The 21,597-nt window shown below is 52.4% G+C and carries 22 protein-coding genes; 10 read left to right on the forward strand and 12 right to left on the reverse strand.

The annotated features are described in order from the left end of the window. The first annotated feature begins 220 nt into the window (after window positions 1–220). Both H8L32_RS11705 and rfaE1 read left to right on the forward strand, forming a co-directional pair. Window positions 221–1,600, forward strand: coding sequence for a UDP-glucose dehydrogenase family protein (locus tag H8L32_RS11705; RefSeq protein WP_186947416.1), 1,380 nt, complete (start codon window positions 221–223; stop codon window positions 1,598–1,600). 24 nt (window positions 1,601–1,624) lie between these two features. Then, window positions 1,625–2,542, forward strand: a complete 918-nt coding sequence (rfaE1, locus tag H8L32_RS11710) for a D-glycero-beta-D-manno-heptose-7-phosphate kinase (protein WP_186947417.1) — start codon at window positions 1,625–1,627, stop codon at window positions 2,540–2,542. A gap of 74 nt (window positions 2,543–2,616) precedes the next feature. Here rfaE1 and H8L32_RS11715 read toward each other — a convergent pair whose 3' ends face one another. Continuing rightward, a complete protein-coding gene (locus tag H8L32_RS11715; protein ID WP_186947418.1) occupies window positions 2,617–3,420 on the reverse strand; it encodes a DODA-type extradiol aromatic ring-opening family dioxygenase in 804 nt (267 codons plus the stop codon). A gap of 174 nt (window positions 3,421–3,594) precedes the next feature. Here H8L32_RS11715 and H8L32_RS11720 point away from each other — a divergent pair, with 174 nt between their 5' ends. The 3 genes from H8L32_RS11720 (at window position 3,595) to cysM (ending at window position 6,421) form a co-directional block, all read left to right on the forward strand. Continuing rightward, entirely contained in the window at window positions 3,595–4,485 is an 891-nt protein-coding gene (locus tag H8L32_RS11720) for a LysR family transcriptional regulator (protein ID WP_186947419.1), read from the forward strand. Window positions 4,486–4,734: 249 nt separating this feature from the next. After that, complete coding sequence (locus H8L32_RS11725; protein ID WP_186947420.1) at window positions 4,735–5,181, forward strand: ComEA family DNA-binding protein; 447 nt, start codon at window positions 4,735–4,737, stop codon at window positions 5,179–5,181. Between the two features lie 337 nt (window positions 5,182–5,518). Beyond that, the gene (cysM, locus tag H8L32_RS11730) at window positions 5,519–6,421 is read left to right on the forward strand and encodes a cysteine synthase CysM (RefSeq protein ID WP_186947421.1); all 903 of its coding nucleotides are present in this window, start codon (window positions 5,519–5,521) and stop codon (window positions 6,419–6,421) included. Between the two features lie 326 nt (window positions 6,422–6,747). Here the strand turns inward: cysM and H8L32_RS11735 are convergent, their stop codons facing one another. From H8L32_RS11735 to H8L32_RS11755, 5 genes are all read right to left on the reverse strand, one after another. Continuing rightward, window positions 6,748–7,047, reverse strand: a complete 300-nt coding sequence (locus H8L32_RS11735) for a hypothetical protein (protein ID WP_110257001.1) — start codon at window positions 7,045–7,047, stop codon at window positions 6,748–6,750. 313 nt (window positions 7,048–7,360) lie between these two features. Continuing rightward, entirely contained in the window at window positions 7,361–8,500 is a 1,140-nt protein-coding gene (gene mltB, locus H8L32_RS11740; RefSeq protein ID WP_186947422.1) for a lytic murein transglycosylase B, read from the reverse strand. A 16-nt stretch (window positions 8,501–8,516) separates the two neighbouring features. Then, window positions 8,517–10,517 (reverse strand): transglutaminase TgpA family protein, encoded by a 2,001-nt coding sequence (locus tag H8L32_RS11745; RefSeq protein WP_230412170.1) that lies wholly within the window; start codon window positions 10,515–10,517, stop codon window positions 8,517–8,519. A gap of 5 nt (window positions 10,518–10,522) precedes the next feature. Continuing rightward, on the reverse strand, window positions 10,523–11,533 hold the full coding sequence (locus H8L32_RS11750) for a DUF58 domain-containing protein (protein WP_329605182.1): 1,011 nt from the start codon (window positions 11,531–11,533) through the stop codon (window positions 10,523–10,525). Beyond that, window positions 11,520–12,440 carry an AAA family ATPase gene (locus tag H8L32_RS11755; RefSeq protein ID WP_186947424.1) on the reverse strand — a complete coding sequence of 307 codons (921 nt, stop codon included), beginning with the start codon at window positions 12,438–12,440 and terminating at the stop codon, window positions 11,520–11,522. Before H8L32_RS11755 ends, H8L32_RS11750 begins: the two co-directional genes overlap by 14 nt. Window positions 12,441–12,715: 275 nt before the next feature. Between H8L32_RS11755 and H8L32_RS11760 the strand changes: the two genes are divergently transcribed. The 3 genes from H8L32_RS11760 to H8L32_RS11770 are packed head-to-tail and all read left to right on the forward strand — an operon-like array spanning window position 12,716 to window position 14,771. Then, a complete protein-coding gene (locus tag H8L32_RS11760; protein ID WP_186947425.1) occupies window positions 12,716–13,654 on the forward strand; it encodes a histone deacetylase family protein in 939 nt (312 codons plus the stop codon). After that, window positions 13,654–14,211, forward strand: a complete 558-nt coding sequence (locus tag H8L32_RS11765; protein WP_186947426.1) for a GNAT family N-acetyltransferase — start codon at window positions 13,654–13,656, stop codon at window positions 14,209–14,211. Before H8L32_RS11760 ends, H8L32_RS11765 begins: the two co-directional genes overlap by 1 nt. A 20-nt stretch (window positions 14,212–14,231) precedes the next feature. Next, window positions 14,232–14,771 (forward strand): nuclear transport factor 2 family protein, encoded by a 540-nt coding sequence (locus H8L32_RS11770; RefSeq protein WP_186947427.1) that lies wholly within the window; start codon window positions 14,232–14,234, stop codon window positions 14,769–14,771. Here H8L32_RS11770 and H8L32_RS11775 read toward each other — a convergent pair. Further along, window positions 14,768–15,208, reverse strand: coding sequence for a DUF4952 domain-containing protein (locus tag H8L32_RS11775; RefSeq protein WP_222619327.1), 441 nt, complete (start codon window positions 15,206–15,208; stop codon window positions 14,768–14,770). The two genes, H8L32_RS11770 and H8L32_RS11775, sit on opposite strands and share 4 nt — an antisense overlap. Window positions 15,209–15,587: 379 nt before the next feature. On the opposite strand from H8L32_RS11775, the gene ylqF reads away from it, so the two are divergent. Beyond that, the gene (gene ylqF, locus H8L32_RS11780; RefSeq protein ID WP_186947428.1) at window positions 15,588–16,520 is read left to right on the forward strand and encodes a ribosome biogenesis GTPase YlqF; all 933 of its coding nucleotides are present in this window, start codon (window positions 15,588–15,590) and stop codon (window positions 16,518–16,520) included. Continuing rightward, window positions 16,517–17,302 carry an enoyl-CoA hydratase gene (locus tag H8L32_RS11785; protein ID WP_186947429.1) on the forward strand — a complete coding sequence of 262 codons (786 nt, stop codon included), beginning with the start codon at window positions 16,517–16,519 and terminating at the stop codon, window positions 17,300–17,302. Before ylqF ends, H8L32_RS11785 begins: the two co-directional genes overlap by 4 nt. A gap of 46 nt (window positions 17,303–17,348) precedes the next feature. Here the strand turns inward: H8L32_RS11785 and H8L32_RS11790 are convergent, their stop codons facing one another. From H8L32_RS11790 to H8L32_RS11810, 5 genes are all read right to left on the reverse strand, one after another. Next, window positions 17,349–17,777, reverse strand: a complete 429-nt coding sequence (locus tag H8L32_RS11790; RefSeq protein WP_186947430.1) for a hypothetical protein — start codon at window positions 17,775–17,777, stop codon at window positions 17,349–17,351. A 121-nt stretch (window positions 17,778–17,898) separates the two neighbouring features. Then, window positions 17,899–18,615, reverse strand: coding sequence for a TorF family putative porin (locus tag H8L32_RS11795; protein WP_186947431.1), 717 nt, complete (start codon window positions 18,613–18,615; stop codon window positions 17,899–17,901). A gap of 27 nt (window positions 18,616–18,642) precedes the next feature. Continuing rightward, the gene (locus H8L32_RS11800) at window positions 18,643–19,980 is read right to left on the reverse strand and encodes a S8 family peptidase (protein ID WP_230412171.1); all 1,338 of its coding nucleotides are present in this window, start codon (window positions 19,978–19,980) and stop codon (window positions 18,643–18,645) included. Further along, window positions 19,977–20,672 (reverse strand): zf-HC2 domain-containing protein, encoded by a 696-nt coding sequence (locus tag H8L32_RS11805; RefSeq protein ID WP_186947432.1) that lies wholly within the window; start codon window positions 20,670–20,672, stop codon window positions 19,977–19,979. The genes H8L32_RS11800 and H8L32_RS11805 overlap by 4 nt, the downstream gene beginning before the upstream one ends. Continuing rightward, window positions 20,669–21,271: an RNA polymerase sigma factor gene (locus tag H8L32_RS11810; protein ID WP_186947433.1), complete on the reverse strand. Its 603-nt coding sequence runs from the start codon at window positions 21,269–21,271 to the stop codon at window positions 20,669–20,671. The genes H8L32_RS11805 and H8L32_RS11810 overlap by 4 nt, the downstream gene beginning before the upstream one ends. Between the last annotated feature and the right edge of the window lie 326 nt (window positions 21,272–21,597).

Consider the following 21,597-nt stretch of genomic DNA (forward strand, 5'->3'; position numbering starts at 1 on the left):
CCTGCATCTGAATCAAGCATGATCCGATTTTTTTGGTGATGTGCTCCATGCAGAAGCAGAGATGTGTTGTAAAGAATCTTGAATAAGTGCTGCGGTCTGGATCTGCTGAATCTGCTGGCTGGCAAGACTGTCAGATGCCTGGATAGTCAGATAGTCCAAAAGTCCAACAGTCCAAAATCCTGACAAGCAGCGTGGCTTATTTTTATATGGTGATCAAAAAATGAAAATCACAATTATTGGTACAGGTTATGTCGGTCTGGTCACAGGTGCCTGCCTGGCCGAATTGGGTAATGATGTCTTTTGTCTGGATGTTGACCCGCGCAAAATCGATATTCTCAACAATGGTGGCATCCCTATTCATGAACCGGGTCTGGAAGAAATCGTGGCGCGTAATCGTGCTGCGGGCCGTATACAATTTTCTACCGACATAGAAGCCAGTGTCAGGCACGGTGACGTGCAGTTCATCGCGGTCGGCACACCGCCAGATGAAGATGGCTCTGCCGATCTGCAATATGTGCTGGCAGCCGCTAAAAATATTGGCAAGTACATGGCGGGTTTCAAGGTCGTCGTTGATAAATCAACGGTACCGGTTGGTACTGCTGATCGTGTCAGTGCTGCCATTTCTGCAGAGCTGGCGAACCGTGCAGCGACCCTGGAATTCTCTGTCGTATCCAATCCCGAATTTCTGAAAGAGGGTGCAGCGGTCGAAGACTTCATGCGCCCTGACCGCATTGTCATTGGTTGCGACCAGACACCGCAGGGTGAAAAAGCCCGCAGCCAGATGAAGAAGCTGTATGCGCCTTTCAACCGCAATCACGAACGTACTTTCTGGATGGATGTACGCTCTGCTGAATTTACCAAATACGCAGCAAATGCCATGCTGGCGACCCGCATTTCCTTCATGAATGAGCTGGCCAATCTGGCTGATCATGTGGGTGCCGATATTGAAGCGGTGCGTCATGGCATTGGCTCTGACCCACGCATAGGCCACAGCTTTTTGTATGCCGGTTGCGGCTATGGCGGGTCCTGCTTCCCTAAAGATGTACAGGCGCTGGAACGTACGGCCCAGGATTATGGTTTGAACCTGTTGATCCTGCAGGCGGTGGAAGCCGTCAATGCACGCCAGAAGCAGGTACTGGGCAACAAGATACAGCAGCGTTTTGGCGAAAACCTCAGCGGTCGTCACTTTGCCATCTGGGGGCTGGCATTCAAACCGAATACGGATGACATGCGGGCCGCTTCTTCGCGTGTCTTGCTGGGTGAATTATTGCGCGCAGGCGCCAGCGTGGCAGTGTATGACCCGGTGTCCATGCAGGAAGCCAAACGCGTGCTGGAACTGGATTTTTATGACGCACCAGAATTGCTGGCATCCATACGTTATGCCGCCAACCCCATGGATGCCCTGGTGGATGCCGATGCACTAGCCATCGTCACTGAATGGAAGGCCTTCCGCAGCCCGGACTTTGATGAGGTCAAGGCGCGCCTGAAACAGCCGGTTATTTTTGATGGCCGCAATCTGTTTGAACCCACCGTCATGACCGAGCTGGGTATTGAATACCATGGCATAGGCCGTTCCGTGCTGACCCGCGCTGACAAATAATAAGCTTGCAGGACAAACAAGACCATGAGTAAAAAAATCCTGGTGGCAGGCGATGTGATGCTGGACCGTTACTGGTTCGGTGAAGTCAACCGTATTTCGCCGGAAGCGCCAGTCCCTATCGTGCGCGTGGAAAAACGTGAGGAACGTCTGGGCGGCGCTGCCAATGTCGCGCGCAATGCCGTGGCACTGGGCGCACAGGCCGCGCTGATGGGCATCGTTGGTGATGATGACGCCGGTAACAGCGTCGAAAGCCTGCTGGAAACGTCCGGCATACAGGCTTACCTGATCCGCGATCCACAGATTTCCACCATCATCAAACTGCGGGTAATAGGCCGCCAGCAGCAATTGCTGCGCATCGATTTTGAAGAACGCCCTACCGAACTGGTATTGCGTGACAAACTCAATCGCTTCAATTCACTGCTGGCTGATTTTGATGTGATTGTCCTGTCTGATTATGCCAAGGGCAGTCTGGTAAATGTCAGCGCCATGATAGAAGCGGCTACCGCTGCCGGTAAACTGGTGCTGGTGGATCCCAAGGGAAGTGATTTCCATCGCTATGCCGGCGCCAGCCTGTTGACCCCGAATAAATCGGAACTCAAACAGATCATCGGTGACTGGAGCAGTGAAGAAGAATTGACCACCAGAGCGCAGCAATTGCGCCGTGATTTGCGTCTCCAGGGTTTGCTGCTGACCCGTTCCGAAGAAGGCATGACCTTGTTCACCGAAGAACAGATCACCCACGTACCAGCCATGGCAAGAGAAGTGTTTGATGTGTCCGGCGCTGGTGATACCGTCATCGCCACCATGGCCGTGATGCTGGCAAACGGTGTGTCCATGCAGGATGCAGTGGTGATTGCCAACCGTGCCGGTGGTATCGTCGTCGGCAAACTGGGTACGGCAACTGTGACCAGGGAAGAACTGTTTCCTGGTACAGCAGGTTGATTCATCGCATTTTCAGTAAAAATGGGCTGATTTTTATCTCAGCCCGTTTTTTTATCCCGTTTTTATATCTCGTGTCAGGCTATTGCACCAAATCGAAAACTCGACGCCACCACGCCACCAAAGATGTTTTCTTCATGGTACACACAGGTACCAGCCTCTGCCTCAGCCGCACCGACGGCCACCATCAGCGGCAACAGATGATCTTCCCGTGGGTGGGCAAGACGTGCTGCCGGTGCCTTTGACCAGTTGATCAGGTGTTGTACCCGCTCTTCCACGCTGGATTCCAGCAGAATCTTTTGCAGCCATTGGTCGAACAGGGACGAAGGCTCTTTGGCCTGTGGGCCAAAATACCGCAGATTGTGATAACTGAGCCCGCTGCCTATGATCAACACACCTTCATCCCGCAGAGGGGCCAGCACACGTCCCAGGGCAAGATGTTCCTCCGGGTCCAGCCCGGTTTTCAGCGATACCTGAACCACCGGCATCTGTGCGTCTGGATACATTACAGCCAGCGGCGCAAAGGTGCCGTGATCAAAGCCGCGTCTGGCATCGGCCTGCGTCGGCAAGCCTGCCGCTCTGAGCATGCCTATCACCTGCTCTGCCAATGCCGGTGAACCGGGGGCAGGGTAGCTGACCTCGTAAGTATGGGGAGGGAAGCCGCCATAGTCATACACCATGGGCGGTTGTGGATTGGTCATGACGCGGAAAGCGGTTTCTTCCCAATGTGCCGATATCATCAGCAAAGCTTTTGGCGCTTGCGGTAACTGGCGTGGAATATCGACCAGTGAGGCTTCCAGCACTTGCATGCGGGCGCGCAAGTCATCCATATACGGCCAGGGGCCGCCGCCATGAGAAATAAAATAAGTAGGTAAGCGCATGTTTGAAAATTCCTTGGTTTGGCAACGACGACTTCAGTGTGTGAAGCTAAAGAGCTGATTCGACATAAAAAGTGTGCCCATACTTAAGATCATAATGTTTCCCAATTGGGAAATCGATAGTGGTAAAGTCATTGAATTATTTCCAAAACGGGCAACATTGGCCGGAGGCAACATATGGATGAACTTGAACTCAATGGCATCAGGGTCTTTCGCGAAATCATAGAGTCCGGCAGCTTTACCGCTGCTGCCGACAGGCTGGGCATGGCTGCGCCCATGGTCAGCAAGCATGTTGCCAGGCTGGAACGCAAACTGGGAGCCAGGTTATTGAATCGCACCAGCCGCAGCATGAGCCTGACTGAAGCAGGCAAGACCTTCTTTGAACAGGGACGGCAGGCGCTGGATATCCTCGATGCTGCCGTCGCCGCTGTTGCGCAGGACAGCGGGCCGCCGCGTGGCGAATTGAAAATCAGTGCCCCGGTATGGTGTGCTACGGCCAGTTTTGCCAGCCTGCTGGCTGAATTTCGTCAACGCTATCCAGAAATACGGCTGGATCTGCATCTGGACAACCATATGGTGGATCTGGTCGCGGATGGTTTTGATCTGGGCCTGCGCGCCACGGCTGAACCATCCCCCAACCTGATCGCCAGAAGCCTGTGCAGCGTGCCTTTTTATATGGTGACGACGCCTGCTTATCTGCACAGCCTGAAGGCGGTAGGCGATACGGCGCAACCATTGCCGGTTGCCATGATTTTTCCCAACTATGTACAACTGGAACGCCTGAAGTTTTCTGCCAATGCAGACACTGTGCCATTCAAGCTGGATGCCGTCATGAAGTCCAGTGACACCACGCTGAGTTACCACTGTGTGCTGGCCGGTATGGGCGCAGCTTTTTTGCCAGCCTGGCTGGTGGCCGATGATCTGGCATCTGGCCGTTTGGTCCAGGTCAGTGATCATGGCCCCGGTTTTGCTGGTCATTTATTCGCTGTGTATGCCAGCCGGCGTCAGATGCCACCCAAGTTACGCTGCTTTATTGATTTTTTGATTGAAAAACTGAGTGATGATTGATGAGTCATGAATGATGAGTGAGGAATTACAGGCTTGATCTGACATTTCGAAGTAAATTTGGGGGTATGCCATATCCCTGAAAGAAATCTGTGAAATACTTGTCAACGACTTGCCAGCTACGCCGTTGATGGATAAGGCGTGTTAACCTGGGCAGGAAGGAATGTTTAACCGGACTATGCGTCTGAATAAAAACAGATGTTCAACAGATGTTCAATTTAATGCTTGTTCAATTTAAGAGGGAGTATTCGCATGTTTAAGAAATTGATGTTTGCTATGCTGGCTTTGTTGGCTGCTTCGGGTTTTGCATTTGCTGACGTGGATGTCAACAAAGGTGATCAGGCTGCACTGGATGGTATCAAAGGCATAGGCCCAGCCAAATCCAAAGCAATTATCGAAGAACGTACAAAAAACGGTAGCTTCAAGGATTGGGCTGATTTTGAAAAACGCGTCAAAGGCATAGGCGAAAAGAATTCCACCAAATTGTCAGAAGCAGGTTTGACAGTCAACGGTCAGGCCAAAGCAGGTGCCGCCGCCAAACCGGCCGCCAGCGCAGAGAAAGCGTCCAAGCCAGCAAAGGCTGACAAGGCTTCTGCATCTGCATCTGCGTCCGCCTCTGCACCAGCTGCTTCTGCTCCGGCACCGTCGGCATCAGCATCTGCCAAAGCATCGGCTAGCGCGAAAGAAACCAAGAAATAATTGATTGCGTGGGTTGTCAGCCCGTGGCCGTCTACGGCCAGGCTGTGTGGTAACAAGGTCGCGCATCCCTAAAAACCTCTGATGACAAATCAGAGGTTTTTTCTTTGCTTATTTGCTTATTTATTTGCCTACTTATTTGCTTATTTAAATTCTGTATAAGCTGCCTGTAGCCCTGTTCCATTGACGGAAGCATCTGATTTTCATAGGAGAATCAAGCAGCCAGCCATTTTTTGCAGTGGGTGTTTGCGATCCATGTCCAGATTGATTGCCTTATACGGCAAGCATCTATAGGTAACTGGGATTAGAATAAGCGTTTGATTCTTTCCAACCGTTCACTATGTCCTATCTGACCATCGAAGATACCATTGGCAATACCCCGCTTGTCATGTTGCAGAGGATACCCGGCGATGAAAACCGGCGTCGCAACAATGTCATTCTGGGTAAGCTGGAAGGAAATAATCCAGCTGGTTCCGTCAAGGACAGACCAGCCTTGTCGATGATCAAGCGGGCAGAAGAACGTGGTCGCATCAAGCCGGGCGATACCCTGATTGAAGCCACCAGTGGCAATACCGGGATTGCACTGGCCATGGCAGCTGCCATGCGTGGTTACAAGATGGTTTTGCTGATGCCAGAAAACCTCAGCATAGAACGCCGCCAAAGCATGGCAGCCTATGGCGCACAGATTATCCTGACACCCAAGACCGGCGGCATGGAATATGCACGCGACCTGGCCGAGCAAATGCAGATTGAAGGTCGTGGTGTCATTCTCGACCAGTTCGCCAATCCCGACAATCCACTGGCACACTATGAAGCTACGGGGCCAGAAATCTGGCGGGATACCAAGGGGCAGGTGACGCACTTCGTCAGTGCCATGGGTACCACAGGTACCATCATGGGTGTGTCTGCTTATTTGAAAGAGCAAAACCCGCAGATACAGATCGTGGGGGCACAGCCAGAAGAGGGCTCGCAAATCCCAGGCATACGCAAATGGCCGGAGGCTTATCTGCCCAAGATTTTTGACAAGGCAAGGGTAGACCAGGTGGAGTCAGTCAGCCAGTCAGATGCAGAACATATGGCACGACGGATGGCGATTGAAGAGGGTATTTTCTGTGGTATTTCTGCCGCAGGTGCTTGCGAAATTGCTCTGAGAATCGCACAGAACGTAGAAAACGCCACCATCGTCTTTGTGGTCTGCGACCGTGGTGATCGTTATCTGTCTACGGGGGTCTTCCCAGCCTGATTTTCAGCCTGATAGCAGGGCAGGGTAGATTGAAGTATGTACACTGATGTCATGACATCGGTGCAAGCAGCTTTGATGTTTCACAAGGCTGTCATAAAGCTGTGGTATTACTATGGCTGACGGTAAAGCAGGGTTTTAAACTACACATACAGCAACCGCAGGCAGACAGTCAGTCAAGCAGATTTGGCTCTGTTTTTGTGTTGCTGATGGTTGCAAATAAAAAAATACCGAAACCGCACTTGTGGAGCGCTTTCGGTATTTTTCAATATGCAATAGCCGTTTTGATTTAAAGCTTTAAATCGGGCAACTACCAGATCAAAACAAAATTATGCTGCGTCTTTTGGTTTGAATTGTTTGTCGCTGATACGGAATTTTGCACGACGGTCACCCATCAATTCACGCAATTCCTTGATGCTGACATCGCTGATTTCATGCATGCGGATCAGCAGTGATGCGCCGACCGGCAGGCGACGATGCCTGATTTTACTGATTACTGGTGGTGCAACTTCTAATGCCCGTGAAAGTGCGGCATCGTTTTTCAAATGCAATTGCTTGATCAGAGTATCCAACAGATTGTTTGGATCATAGTCGATTTCATCGGATTCAAGCTGGGTCAGATTTGCCATAATTACCTCGCTGTTTAGTTTATTGATGCTGAAATTAGTTGCTTCAATAAAAAATTAATCAAACGGTAATATTGTATCTTTAAAATAGAATTTGCTTATCAGAAAAATAGCAAATCATTGTTAAATCTCTTGACACATTGCCTTATTCATACGTAAATGTATCAACTAGATAACATTACTCTAGTTTAAATCATACCGTTTAGCAATGTTTATTAGGAAAACTAATTCACAAAATAAATATTGCTTTTTAACCTTTCTTCTCTAAACATACATCAAAATCTGATTTATCTTCTGTTAAATTTGGTTAAGTCTATTATTTCCCTCTGGCAGCTGCAATCACACGACCAAGGTCGAACACCGACATGGCGTAAAAGTAGCTGCGGTTATAGCGGGTAATTGCATAGAAATTATCTGTTCCCAGCCAATATTCGGTGGCGTCAGTGCCATTCTGTAAATCAATCAGACCATACAGCACGTTGGTAGGGGCATCGCTGCTGGCGGTGCTGACCAGGGTTTTCAGTTCCTGTAACTGGAAGCTGGCAGCCAGACCTTTTCCTATTGCAGCCGTAAGTGCCTCTGATTTATCGTGACTCAACAGCGTCGCGGGAAATGCCACTGGTACATTTTTCTTCCAGCCATGTTCAGCCAGGTAGTGTGCAACGCTGCCTATCGCATCTACAGGCGAGTCAGTGAGGTTGATCTTGCCGTCGCCATCAAAGTCCACTGCATACTTCCTGATGCTGCCAGGCATGAATTGTGGCCAGCCTATGGCACCCGCGTACGAACCTTTAAACACAAAGGGGTCAAGCGAAGATTCGCGTGCCATCAGCAGCATGTTTTCCAGCTCTGACTGGAAGAATTGCATGCGGGCATCGCGTGTCGGTGTGTCCGGATAATCAAAGGCCAGTGTCGTCAGCGCATCCATGACGCGGAAATTGCCGGTCTGCTTGCCAAAGATGGTTTCCACGCCGATGATGCCGACGATGATTTCTGCCGGTACCCCGTATTGCTGTTCGGCACGCGCCAGGTCATCAGCATATTTGTCCCAGAAGGCAACGCCGGCATCAATGCGGTAAGGTTCAACAAACCGGGCGCGATATGCCTTCCAGTTTTTGGGCTTGCCAGGTGGCGCCGGGCGCATCAACTGCCTGGTCTGTTCCACATAGCGTACCTGCTTGAAGGTGGCGATCAAATCCGCTTCAACAAAGCCATGCTTGCTGACCATTTTGCCGATGAAGGCAGACACTTCTTTCCACTGGTCAAAATGCACATCCTCTTTTTTGATGGAAGTGCTTTTGCCGGATGTATTGTCACTGCTGCTGGATGCACTGGCTGCCGTGCTGGTTTTTCTTGGTTTTTTTGTTGCCGTGGCCTGGGCATGAGGTGCGATAAGCAGGGAACTGACTACCAGCGTCAACAAGCGGCCTGTTACAGAAGAATAAGAGGATTTCAAAATTCGGTATCGAAAATTAGCGGCATTCAGCCAGCAAAGTTTTTAAACGCCGGACCACCAGGGCTTCCGGCTCAGAGATTTTACCGTAGCGTGTTGCTGCATACAGCAACAAGAAACGCTCCGCGCTTGCCATTTCAGTGGCTGGCAACACAGCACGCAAGCGTTGCAGATAGGCGTGCGGGCCTTCATGCATATCGCGTGCTGCAGTTTTTCTGGCCATTTTGCGACAGAAAGAAAAGTATACCTTATCAAGCGCGCTTATACGCTGCCGGTCGCGCATCAAGGGCAGGGCCATCATACCGATGACCAGACTGGCGGCAATAAAAAACAGCAGGGTGATCTGTGCCCAGTCGACCTCCAGAAAGCCCAGCGAATTCAACAAGCTTTTTTGCGAGCTCTGATTGTAATTCAGTACCCACTGGTTCCATGAATTATTGATCGCATCCCATTGCATGCGTGCCACATTCAAGAGTGAAGTGCCAGTTGGTCCCAGGTTCACAAGCCCTGCCAGACCGCGACGTGGTACAGCATAGTTCAGCGATTGCATCACGCGTTCCGGTGCTACAGCCGCAGTCGGGTCGACGCGCACCCAGCCCTGGCCTTCCAGCCAGACTTCGGCCCAGGCATGGGCGTCAGATTGCCGGATTTCAAAGTAATCATCGACCGTATTCATGGCACCACCCTGATAGCCGGTGACAACGCGCGCCGGTATTTTGGCGGCGCGCATCAGTATCACAAATGCGCTGGAATAATGTTCACAAAACCCGGCCTTGGTATCAAACAGGAATTCATCCACACTGTGCACACCCAGGCGTGACGGTTCCAGCGTATAAGAAAATGCTTCACGCCGGAAATGGTTCAGCACCGCGCCTATCAGTTGCTGGTTGTCCTGATAGGTGGCGCGCAGCTTGTTGGCAAAAGCCACAGTGCGTGGATTATAGCCTTCGGGCAGTTGCAGGGCGGCAAGAAGGGTATTTCGGCTGGCATTGGTTTCCAGTCTATACGCAGGGTAAGAATCTACTGTATAGCGCATCCTTTGACTGATGTTGCGCGCATTGCGTATTTCCATTTGCGCATTCACCAGGCTACTGGTGATGGGCGCACCTTCTATTTGCGGTTGACCTGCTGTCACATCGAGAGCAAACATCCAGTTCTGGCCATTCGGTTCGAGGATGATTTCCTGGCGTATCTTGTTACCACTGAAGACCACATGGTTTTTGGACAGCGGCCCCATTCTTTCATCCTGTGACCAGGTGCGGCCATCAAAATCAGTCATGACCACGCCACGCCAGTACAACAGTGATTTTTGCGGCACCGCCTGACTGAACAACACCCTGAAAGCGATATCTTCCGACAGCACCAGTTCACTGATATTGCCGGGTGCCATGGAACCGGAAAGACCGGTGCGCCCGGTTTGTGCGTCCCCCGGTAAGCCCCATAATGGGCCCTGTATGCGTGGGAATAGCAGGAAGGCGATAACTGTCACTGGTATCGCCAGTCCCAGAATACTGGCACCCAGCTTCAGCCTTTGTTTCAAGGGCGGCACCACGCCGGTGTAATGAAAGGACAACTGTGCCGTCAGTAAAAAACATAGCGCCAGCATGGTGACAAAGGCTGTACCTATGGTTTGCTGATAAAAGAAACTGGTCAGCAGCAAAAAGAAGCCCAGGAAAATCACTACGAATAAATCACGCTTGGCATGCATTTCCAGCAGCTTGCAGGTCAGCAGCAAAACCAGCATGGTCACCCCGGCCTCGCGTCCGAAGAAGGTTTTATGGGTGAGGAAAACCCCGCCCATCATCAACAGGGCAATAGGTAACAGCACTAATGATGGTGGCAGCCGCTTGCCGTTCAGCGTCAGCCAGCCGCGCCAGATCAGCAACAGGGCAGAGGCCAGGCTCACCCACCATTTGATATGGGTTGCATGCGGCAGCAGCACGCAAAAGCAGGCAAAAATCAGCAGCAGCGTGTCGGATTTGTCACGAGACAGGATGGGCCGGAACCACGGGGATTGCATGCTCTTCATAAGTCATAAAGCGCCAGCGCGCGCAGACATGTTTCGCAGTGTTCAGGCCCCTGTGCCGGGGACAGGTCGGTCTGGCCCAGACGGAATCCAAACGTCAGGCCATGCTGATCTGCTTCCAGCACCCAACTGGTCATGCGTGACAGTTTCAATTCGGTATCCATGTGGGTGGGCAGGGCAGAAAAATCGATTGTGACATCACTGCCCGAGCCGCCGGAAAATTGTTTTGTGACCAGTTGTCCGCCCAGTGCGCTATCGACCCTGGCGATGTGTTTCCAGGCCAGGTGTTTCATCGGGTCGCCAGGCTGGTAGGCACGCACGCCGGAAAAATCTTCTTCGCCGGCATGTCCCTGCACCTCGTTTTTGGCCTTGCCGGAAACCGGCAGTGGTGGTGGATTCAGTTCCGGTTGTGGATAGACGATGGCCTGGGCATCTGGTAGCCAGGTACTCCAGGCACGCAACAGTCCCAGTGGGAACCAGGTCTGCAAGCGTACCCTGGGAATGGCCTGCAGGCCACGTGCCCTGGTCGGGCAACTCAGCTGGATTGCCGTCTGGCTGTTTGGTGAAATATCTACCGCCTTGTCGGGGTGGCCGGCAAAACCGACCCAGATCGCATACCGCTGGGTCGGCTTGCGATTGATCAGAAACACCGTGTATTCGGTTTCTTCACCGGCAAACACCGATTTGCTGGGGCCTGCCAGCAAATGCAGGTAAGCCAGGTTACGAAAGCCGAAGAAGGCATTCACCATGGCGACGCCGCCCAGTACGAAAGTCAGGGCAAAGCCCAGGTTCAGGCTGTAATTGGTGGCCGTTACAAACAGGATCAGCAACAGCACTACAAAGAACCAGCCCGCCTTGCTGGGCAATGTAAAAACACGGCGCTGCTTGAGGAAGACTTCACCGCTTTCCGGCTTGTTTTCCAGAAAAATGATTTTGCGCAGCTTTTTCTTGATGGCGGTCAGCATGGCCTTGGGGCTGAAAAGGATGATGCTGCCATCAGACGCTGACACGCTTCATCAGTTGCGCCAGTAATTCACTGCTTGCACTGACTTTTCCTGTGGTGGATTTCAGTGGGCGCAGGCGATGGGCAATCACCGGTATCAGCACGGCCTGCACATCTTCCGGCAAGACATGGTCACGCCCTTCAAGTGCGGCCCAGGCACGGGCAGCCTGCAACAGGGCGATAGAGGCACGCGGGCTCATGCCTTCTGCAAACAGGTCGCCCTGACGGGTGGCATGCGCCAGAGCCTGTACATAGTCGATCAGCGGAGCCGAGGTATGGATTTGCTTCAACAGTTGTTGCGCTTCCATTAATTCTTCTGCCTGCATGACGGCTGGCAGGCTGGCTAGCAGGCTGCGCCTGTCTTCGCCCAGCAACAGGGCGCGCTCTGCCGCAGCATCCGGGTAGCCAAGCGACAGGCACATCAGGAAGCGGTCCAGTTGTGATTCAGGCAAGGCAAAGGTGCCGACCTGATGCGCCGGGTTTTGCGTTGCAATCACAAAAAATGGCTGTGGCAACATGCGGGTCTGGCCTTCAGTGGATACTTGCCGCTCTTCCATGGCCTCCAGCAGGGAAGACTGGGTCTTCGGGGTGGCGCGATTGATTTCATCGGCCAGCAATACCTGGGTAAACACGGGGCCGGGGTGGAATACGAACTGTGATTTTTCCCGGTCAAAAATCGAAATGCCAATGACATCTGCCGGTAACAGGTCGCTGGTAAATTGCAGGCGGTTGAACTTCAGACCCAGGGAAATAGCCAGCGCATGGGCCAGTGTGGTTTTGCCGACACCCGGTAAATCCTCGATCAGCAAGTGGCCGCCGGCCAGCAGACAGACCAGGGCCTGGCGGATTTGCTGTTCTTTGCCAATGATGATGCCATTGACCTGCTTTGCTACTTTATGTACTTTGGAAAACATTTTTTTCCTCAAATAAACGCGCTGGCCGGATAAGAATCCGGGCCGTCATGCACTGGCGGATTGCTTTTGTCTACGTCAGACAGTGTAAACGGAATTGTCGCAAACTGTTGCCTGGGGTGAAAAGTTTTAAGTACACGGGTTTGCAAAATCGGTGAAATAGGGTGAAACTGATGCCAAGACAGATACGATAAGCAGGTCAAAGGTAAAATTCTCCTGGCCCACCATGGGTTTCAGGGCAGCTTTCCCCAATGCCTGGCATAGAGACATACAGAGACATGACTACTGCGTATTACACCCATGCTGATTGCAAACGCCATGAAATGGGCTCCTGGCATCCCGAATCACCGGAACGCCTGCAAGCCATAGATGATCAGTTGATCGCCAGCCGTATCAGTGATTTTCTTGATCATCGCGATGCACCTCAGGCCAGTGAGGCTGACCTGGCAAGGGTGCATACCGAAGATGCGATTTACCGCATACGCGAAAATTGCCCATCCGAGCAATCAGAGTATGAGCACTTTCCACTCGATGCCGATACCTGTCTGAATGCCTATACCTGGCGCGCCTCGCTACGGGCAGCAGGGGCAGCCGTGGCCGCCACTGATGCCGTGCTGGATGGTGAGGTTGAAAACGCCTTTTGCTCGATACGGCCACCCGGCCACCACGCCACACCAGGCGAAGCCATGGGCTTTTGCATGTTCAATAATGTTGCCGTGGCGGCCAAACATGCACTCGAGGCACGCGGACTCAGGCGTGTCGCCATTGTTGATTTTGATGTGCATCATGGTAATGGCACCGAAGAAGCTTTTCGTAATGACGACCGGGTATTGATGGTCAGTTTTTTCCAGCATCCGTTTTACCCGTATACCGGCACCGATCATCCAGCCACCAATATGGTGAATGTGCCGGTACCGGCGCATAGCTATGGCGACGTGGTAAGGCAACTGGTCACTGAACAATGGTTGCCCGCCCTGCGGGAATTTGAGCCGGAAATGATTTTTATCTCGGCCGGTTTCGATGCCCATCGTGAAGACGATATGGGCCAGCTGGGTCTGGTGGAAGCCGACTATGCCTGGATCACGCGGGAAATCATGGGCGTCGCCAAAGAATTTTCCAATAAGCGCATCGTCAGTTGTCTGGAAGGCGGGTACAACCTGTCGGCCCTGGGCAGGAGCGTGGTCGCTCATCTCAAAGTATTGGCGGATCTCGATTGATGAGGTATCCGTTTGCGCAATTGCACAGTATCAGGACCGAACGCCTACTGCTCAGAAAACTGGAACGCTCGGATATCGATAGCGCTGCCCTTATCCACGGCGACCCCGCAACCAATCTGCATAATCCCGGTGGCGCGCGCTCGCGTGAAGCAACCGTGGCCGTGCTGGATGACTGGGTTAGCTTTTGGGAGCGACAGCATTTTGGCTATTGGACAATCTGCGCGGGTGATGACGACAGCCAGGTATTGGGCTTTGGCGGCGTCATGCGCAAGCAGATTGGTGACTTCACTGGCCTGAACATGTATTTCCGCTTTGCTACCCACGCCTGGGGCAAGGGCTATGCCAGTGAAATGGCACAAGCTGCCCTGCAAGTGGCGTTTGAAACACTGGACGAAGCGGCAGTCTATGGTCTGGTGCGCCCGGCCAACAGCCCATCGCGCCGCACGCTGGAACGCATGGGCATGCAATTGTGCAGCACCGTGGATGACGTGCCTGGCCAGGAAGCAAGTCTGATCTATCGCATTAAAAAAGAAGATTTTCTGAACGCAGCATCTTGAAGAAAACAGTGAGCCAACTGATGAAACGATTCTTTGCAGCGCCGTTTTTTAAATTTAGCCTGGCACTTGGCCTGGCACTGGCCTGTACATGCGCATCGGCACAGATCCTTGATGAACGTGCCTTGCTGAACGACAAAGTCGCCCGCTTTATCGATGAATGGCATAACGATGCCGCCCATGCGCGCCTCAGTTATTTCGACAAGATGGCAAAAGACGGCGTGTACATAGGCACCGACAAGACCGAACGCTGGACGCGGGATGAATTCAAAGCCTGGGCCAAACGCTTTTTCGAACGCCCTTCAGCCTGGGCTTTCAAATCTTTTAACCGGCATATCAGTTTTTCAGAAGACCGTCGCTGGATCTGGTTTGATGAACAGTTGCATACCCAGATGGGCATCTGTCAGGCAACCGGCGTCATCCAGCAAACTGCACAGGGACTGGAAATCATGCATTACCAGTTATCGCTGACGGTACCAAATGAATTGACGGACTATCTGGGTGCCGGTGTCAAAAAACTGGACGAGAAAAACGCTGGACAGAAGCTGATGCCCAAGCCCTAAGGGGATTCCAGCGGCAGTTCGACAATCACATAAAACCATTTGATTTTTGACCAGTCTGCCCGACGGCTGACCAGGGTTTCTTCCGAAGCCATGCTGACATCGTAATCAAATTCATGGCCGCTGGCGAAGTGCCCGCTGGGGTGGGTTTCCCAGATACAGCAAAACCGTTTCATCCTTCCCATGTGTGCCTGCCTGACCAAATAGGCTTCCACTTTGGCAGCCTGTGACCCGGCAACACGGTAAGTGACCCGCAAGACATGGATTTGTGCCTGCATCGTGGGCTCGCAAGACACGAATTCCAGTGAGGCAGGTTTTTTGGCTATTTGTTGTAAGAAATCCGCGCAGACAGGGTCATCACCAGACACATCCGGATTTGCCGCCCATGCCATGTTCAGGCTTGCTGACAGCAGCAAAGCTGCAATGCCTGGAATGGTCATCCGACCTATCAATAAAATATGTTGAACAATGTGCATGAAGCTGCCAGCCTGGTTTGTGTATTTTTGTTCGCGTATTTGTCATCTTGATCATAGCCAGCGACGCGCCATGAAAATTGCAGGAATTGTTTAAAATACCTTCAAAATACCCTGATTGTCGTGCATTCTTCAACAGTATTACTCAATTCGGCGACTTCTTCATGGTAAACATACTGGGGTATGTATATTTAATTTATCTGATTTTTTATACGAAAAATGAAGTAAATATTGCCATACTCCCATGGTTTTGTGATTGCAGCAGCAGAAGTAGAGAAACTTCCGGCGCAAGCAGGGCAGACTTCCGTACAATATCGCTTTGTTTTTGCTAAAAAGAAGAATAAGCATGTCCATACAATGGTTCCCCGGCCACATGAACGCCGCCCGCAAGAAGGCGGCGGAAACCATGGAAAACACCGACCTGGTGATAGAAGTGCTGGACGCCCGCATACCGCAAGCCTCTTGTAACCCCATGGTTGAGTCGCTGCGCAATTTTCGCCAGCGCCCCTGCCTGAAGATTTTGAACAAGGCCGATCTGGCTGACCCGAATGCCACCAAGGCCTGGCTGGATTTTTATAATGCCCAGAAAGGTGTGTTTGCCGTCGCCCTGAGCTGCAAAAAACCATCGGATGTTGCAAAAGTGCCTGGCCTGGCTTTACAGCAGGCCCCGCATCGCGGTGTGCCGACCAAGCCATTGCGCATGATGATCATGGGCATACCCAATGTCGGTAAATCGACATTGATGAATGCCTTGTTGAAAAAGCGTGTCGCCAATGTCGGTGATGAACCGGCCGTGACCAAGACCCAGCAGCGTCTGTATCTGGGCAAGAACATGATTTTGACCGACACCCCCGGCATGCTGTGGCCCAAGATAGAACATCCTACCGATGGCCTGATGCTGGCTGCCAGCCATGCAGTGGGTGTGAATGCGCTGATCGAAGAAGAAATCGCCACTTTCCTGGCTGAGCAGTTGCTGATTCATTACCCGAAATTCATCACTGAGCGCTATGGCTTTTCAGTCGAAGGCATTGATGCTGTCTCTGTGATTGAAGGCGTGGCAAAAAAACGCGGCTATAAACTCAAAGGCGGCGACTGGGATTATGAAAAGGCATCGCATACCCTGTTGCTGGATTACCGCAGCGGTGCCCTCGGTCGCATCAGCCTGGAGACCCCGGCCAGCCGTGAGCATTTGCTGGCGACCTATGTGCCGCCAGTCTTGCTGGGGCAGGGCAAGAGCGTGCAGACCGGCATGGAGCCAGAGCCGGAAGACGCAGAATGAGCCTTACAGCGGACACGCCCTGGGTATTGCGCAACGATGCGGACGGTGTCACCACCCTGACCTTGAACCGTGGCGAGCGTTTCAACCCCCTGTCAGAAGAAATGCTGGCCGCTTTGCTGGCTGAATTCAAGGCCATTGCAATTGATGAAACCGTACGCGTGGTGGTCCTGGCGGCCACCGGCAAGGCATTTTGTGCCGGGCATGATCTGAAGCAAATGCAGGCTCAACCGTCGGAAGAGTATTACAAGGCCCTGTTCCAGCAATGCAGCAAACTGATGCTGGCTATCCAGAAATTGCCGCAGCCGGTTATCGCCCGCGTGCAAGGTCTGGCAACGGCTGCCGGTTGTCAACTGGTGGGCATGTGTGACCTGGCCGTGGCCAGTGACAATGCCAGCTTTGCAGTATCTGGGGTGAATGTGGGCTTGTTCTGTTCCACCCCTGCGGTTGCTTTGTCGCGCAATGTTTCACGTAAACAGGCGATGGAAATGTTGTTGACCGGTGATTTTATCGATGCGCAGACGGCATGGCAGCGTGGCCTTATTAATCATGTGGTCAGCCCTGAACAGCTGGATGCTTGCGTTGCCGGACTGGCCGCCAGCATCATCGCCAAACCCGCGCTGGCAATCCGCATGGGCAAGCAATTATTCTACAAGCAGCTGGAAATGGGGATGGCGGCGGCCTATCAGCTGGCCGGGCAAACCATGGCCTGCAATATGATGGATGATACTGCGCAGGAAGGCGTACAGGCTTTTCTGGAAAAACGCTCACCAGTCTGGAAGTAAGGCAACGAGTAAGGTACTGAATGAGACAGTAAATAAGGCGCTGAGCTTACGACTGTTTGCGTGAACTGAAATGATCGCCAATAATCGCCCCCAGCGAACACCATACCCCCGCCACAAAGCAGGTATATAACACGGTGTAGGTAGTGGGCAGGGAATCGGGTGCATCGCTATAGGCCACGCTGGCATAGGTATATACCAGAGCAGTGGTGGCGATGCCCAGCAAATAACCGTGCATCATGGGCGAACGTCGCGCCAGATAACCTACTGCCAGGCCAGGCAGCAAGTATTGCATGAATCCAAAAATGGTCATGAAAATCTGGTTACCCCACAAACCTGTATCTGTACCGGCATCTGTGGCCGGACTCATCGATATCTTCAGCGCCGTAATAAACACAAAATACAGCAAGCCATACAATACCGTCGCCAACGCGATGGCGTGAGGATTGGGTTTGGAAATAAAGGGTTGGAAAGCCATAAGGGCGAGATTATACCCTGTGCTGCCCAAGATTTGCGCAGCTTTGGACTGGTTTTTGCTCTCATTCCTGGCATTGACCCATACTTACCTATGTCGCCTGATCAGGGGGCAGGCAAAGAAATCAGAACAGATAACTGGCGCTGAACACCAGGCTGTCGCGCACCGGGCTTTGGTATTTGCCCGGGCTGTAAGCACGTCTTTGCCTGCTGATTCCATAGGCCAGTTGCAGCTTCCATGAAGCGAAATTGGCACCCAGGCCGATACGCGCATCGAAGCGATTATTGATGACCTGGCCTGGTTTTGCATCCGGATACGTCAGCCAGCCTATGTGTGAAAACAGGTCTATGCGTTCATGCAGCGCATAATCTGCATTCGCTTCCAGGTACAGGGTTTTTGCGTCCAAACCTATGTAATTGGGAGAATAGTAGATGCGTGCGCTGAGATTATCCACCATGACTCCGGTGAAGATTTCCCCATAATTGAGGTCCGTAGCCTTGGGGAACAATGAGCCCGTGGCACCTGCTTCCCATACCACGCCCGAATTCAGGCGGCGTGAAAAACCGGAATACAGCAAGATCTGTTCGCCATCACTGCTTTTGCTGTTGGCCCGTACTTTTGAGCCGAAGGCACCGGCATACCAGCCATCGGGATTATCGTAGACCAGGTTTAACTGGGGGGCCGGCTGGCCGTCGCTGAGCGAGATGCCGCGATAAAAATAATCGGACACCAGCGTGATACTGCCGCTGACCTGTGCGTGGGCCTTGCCTTCAAAAGCAAACAGGGTAAGGATGAAAATCGCACAAAATTTAAGCAATACCGCACCTTTATGAATGGCCATCAATCTTGCATCACTTATTTGCATCACTTATGGATGGGTGGCCAGGGTTGTGGATGGCAGCGCACTGGCAGCAGGGGTGGCCAGTTGACATGAACACGCACATTTATGCGTGACCCTGTGCAGAGTGGCACACAGATTGACCTGCCCGCTGATATTGGCATCGCTCTGGTTGACCGGATTGACCACCAGATCCGCACGTACCTGCGCCAGGCTGGCCGATGGTTTCAGTTCGCTAAGCAATGCCATCATCCCCGAAATATGCGCCGCCGAATAGGATGAGCCTGACACAAAATTCCAGCGTGCCCCCGGTGCTGTCGTTGGTATATCGCGCCCCGGCGCTACCAGGATGTCACTCGCCAGTTGTGTGGTCTTGCTGTCTGCCACAGCAAACACGCCAGGGTGCGAGGCCGGGAAGCCGCCATCAGCACGCTTTGGGTCCATGGCACCCACAATCTTGATGTTGCGGGAAATAGCCGCATCCAGCAGTTGCTTCAGCAGGCGGTCTGGCGGGCCGGACAGGCTCATGTTAATCACCTGCACACCCTGCGTCAGTGCAAAATTCAATGCCTTGCCCAAAGTAAAACTATTGCATCTGGTTTTATTTTCGGGTTCTTGCCAGCAGGCTCTCAGGGCCATGACATGGGTATCGGGGGCGATGCCTTCTATGCCTATGCCATTCCCGGCGCGTGCAGCGATCACGCCAGCAACACCGGTGCCATGGGTTTCGCCGACATAGGGGTTGCCGTCGATGAAGTTCTGGTTCAGTGTGACCTGTCCGGCCAGGTCAGGGTGTTTGATTTCTACCCCACTGTCGATGACGGCCACGACCACATTGCGACCAGTGGCAATTTTGCGCACATCATCCAGTTGCCAGTATTTGTTAACTGGCTGCACGGGAAACAAGGGATCATTTTTGGCTTGTGCGTCAAAGGTGTTGATGGTCTGCACCCAGGCGACACGGGCATCCTTGCTCAGTGTTTCCATCATCTGCGCTTCAGACGTGGTCTCGGTTTCTTCCATCACAAAGCAATCGACATTCAAGACGGGCATGGGCCAGTCTTCCAGCAGTTTCAGGCCATGGGTGCGCGCCAGTTCTTCGGCGATGCGGCGGCGGGCAGTGCGGCTGACATCATTGGCATAACCGCCGCTATAGCTGACATCTGGCCGGAAATGTGGTGTTGGCAGATGCAACATGACCAGTAGCCGGCGTTTGGCTTCCGGCTCTTTCTGCGTGACCGCTTCTGCTTCATTGTCGTTGCGGGCGCTGGCTGTTGATATGTTTAATCCTGCTGTCAGTGCCAGCAAGGCAGCAAGTCCGAATCTGAGCCAGAGCCTGGTCCCGTGAGGTTTGCCGCGCATACTCATTTGGCACCTCCGGCTTGCAGGGATTCTACCAGTTCAATCACCGCTTCAGAGCGCAACTCGTCCACGCTTTGCGTCAACCTGTCGTCAGGGACGTTGAGCAGATAGGCATTGGTGACCGTCGGGCCATCGATGATGCGGGCGTCGTTCAATGACATGATGCGCTGTATATCTTTGACTGTGGTTTCCGGTTTGAAGACGACGACAATATTGCCGGACGAGCGTTCGCCGCTGCCCAGTACATGATAACTGCTATTGTCCTGCGTGGGCAGGGCCAGATGTACCACCAGCCCCACAATGATCGCCGTCTGTGCTGCCATGATCCAGCCCATGGACCTGGTACCACTTGCCGGCAACAGGGTTCGCAAGCGCTCCAGCAAGCTATTTTTTTCTTTGCCTCTGGCTGCTTGTATCTGTTTACTCTGCGTATCGAGCCTTGGAGTATCGAGTTTGGGCAGCAGACGGGCGAGTGCACGATCAGGGTCGGGTGCCGTGCTGGCCGCCGGTTCCTGGGCTTGCAGCTTAATTTGCCATTGCAGATCATCCTTGCATGCCGTGCATGTTTGTAAATGTTTTTGTACCAGCTGTTTTTCGTCCGGCTGCAGGGTATTGACAACATACCAGGGCAGCAAGTCCTGGACGATGGCATGCATTGCCTCGTCAGACGGATAGGGCTGGCTTGTTTTCATGTTCATAATATTTCCTCCATGCTGTCGGAAAGCATGAATCTCAAACGCTGTCTTGCGTGGAACATCCGGGTTTTGACGGTGTTGACCGGGCATTCCATGGTTTCAGCAATTTCCTTGTATCCCATCTCATGATAATAAGTGAGGCTGACGACCACGCGCTGCTCCATGGGCAGGGCACGCAAGGCCCGGTTCAAATCACCTTCCAGTTGCTGGGCAGACATCTGGTGTTCGGGTTCATAGCGGGTTTCTGCTGCATGATGCTCAAAATTGGATTCAACCGCTGCATCAAATGTCTGTATGGCTTTCAACGCCTGACGATAAGCTATCGCAAATATCCAGGTGGAGACCCGTGAAGTCTGGTTAAAGGTATGCGCTTTTTGCCAGACGACCAGCATCGTATCGTTGACTATCTCTTCTATCAGATGTGTGTCGCGTGTCATCTTGTCAAGAAAACGGGCCAGTCTGCCAAAGTACAGGCGATACAAAGCCTCAAACGCCTGGCGATCGGCATTCGCAATTGAGGCGATCAATTGAACTTCCTGTGCTTCCGGGGTAGTTGGACGCTTGTTGTCTGTTTTACCTCGCCATCCCCAATTCTCAAACATGCCTGCATTCTCCTCGATGAAACGTTAATACCTGATCAGGTGGAAAAGGTTCATTGCAGGTTAAAAAAATGTTGATGTCAGGCTTTTGAGGGGGCTTGCGTAAAAAATAACAAGATGAATTACCGGTCTCACATGCTGCGACACTTAGCCAGATTATCAGACGATTGTATCGCATCGATATGCGCATATTGTTTTTTGTCCCACCATTCCGCATAGTTTTTTATCTGCTGTTTTCTTCCCGTCCGAATTCTCCCTTAAGCATCTGGCTGTCATTTCAAGGTGCCGTAATGCAGTTTCAGCATGCGTCAAAAAATATTTCATTTTTC

The organism is Undibacterium hunanense (genome assembly GCF_014284335.1).
Classification (GTDB): Bacteria; Pseudomonadota; Gammaproteobacteria; order Burkholderiales; family Burkholderiaceae_D; genus Undibacterium; species Undibacterium hunanense.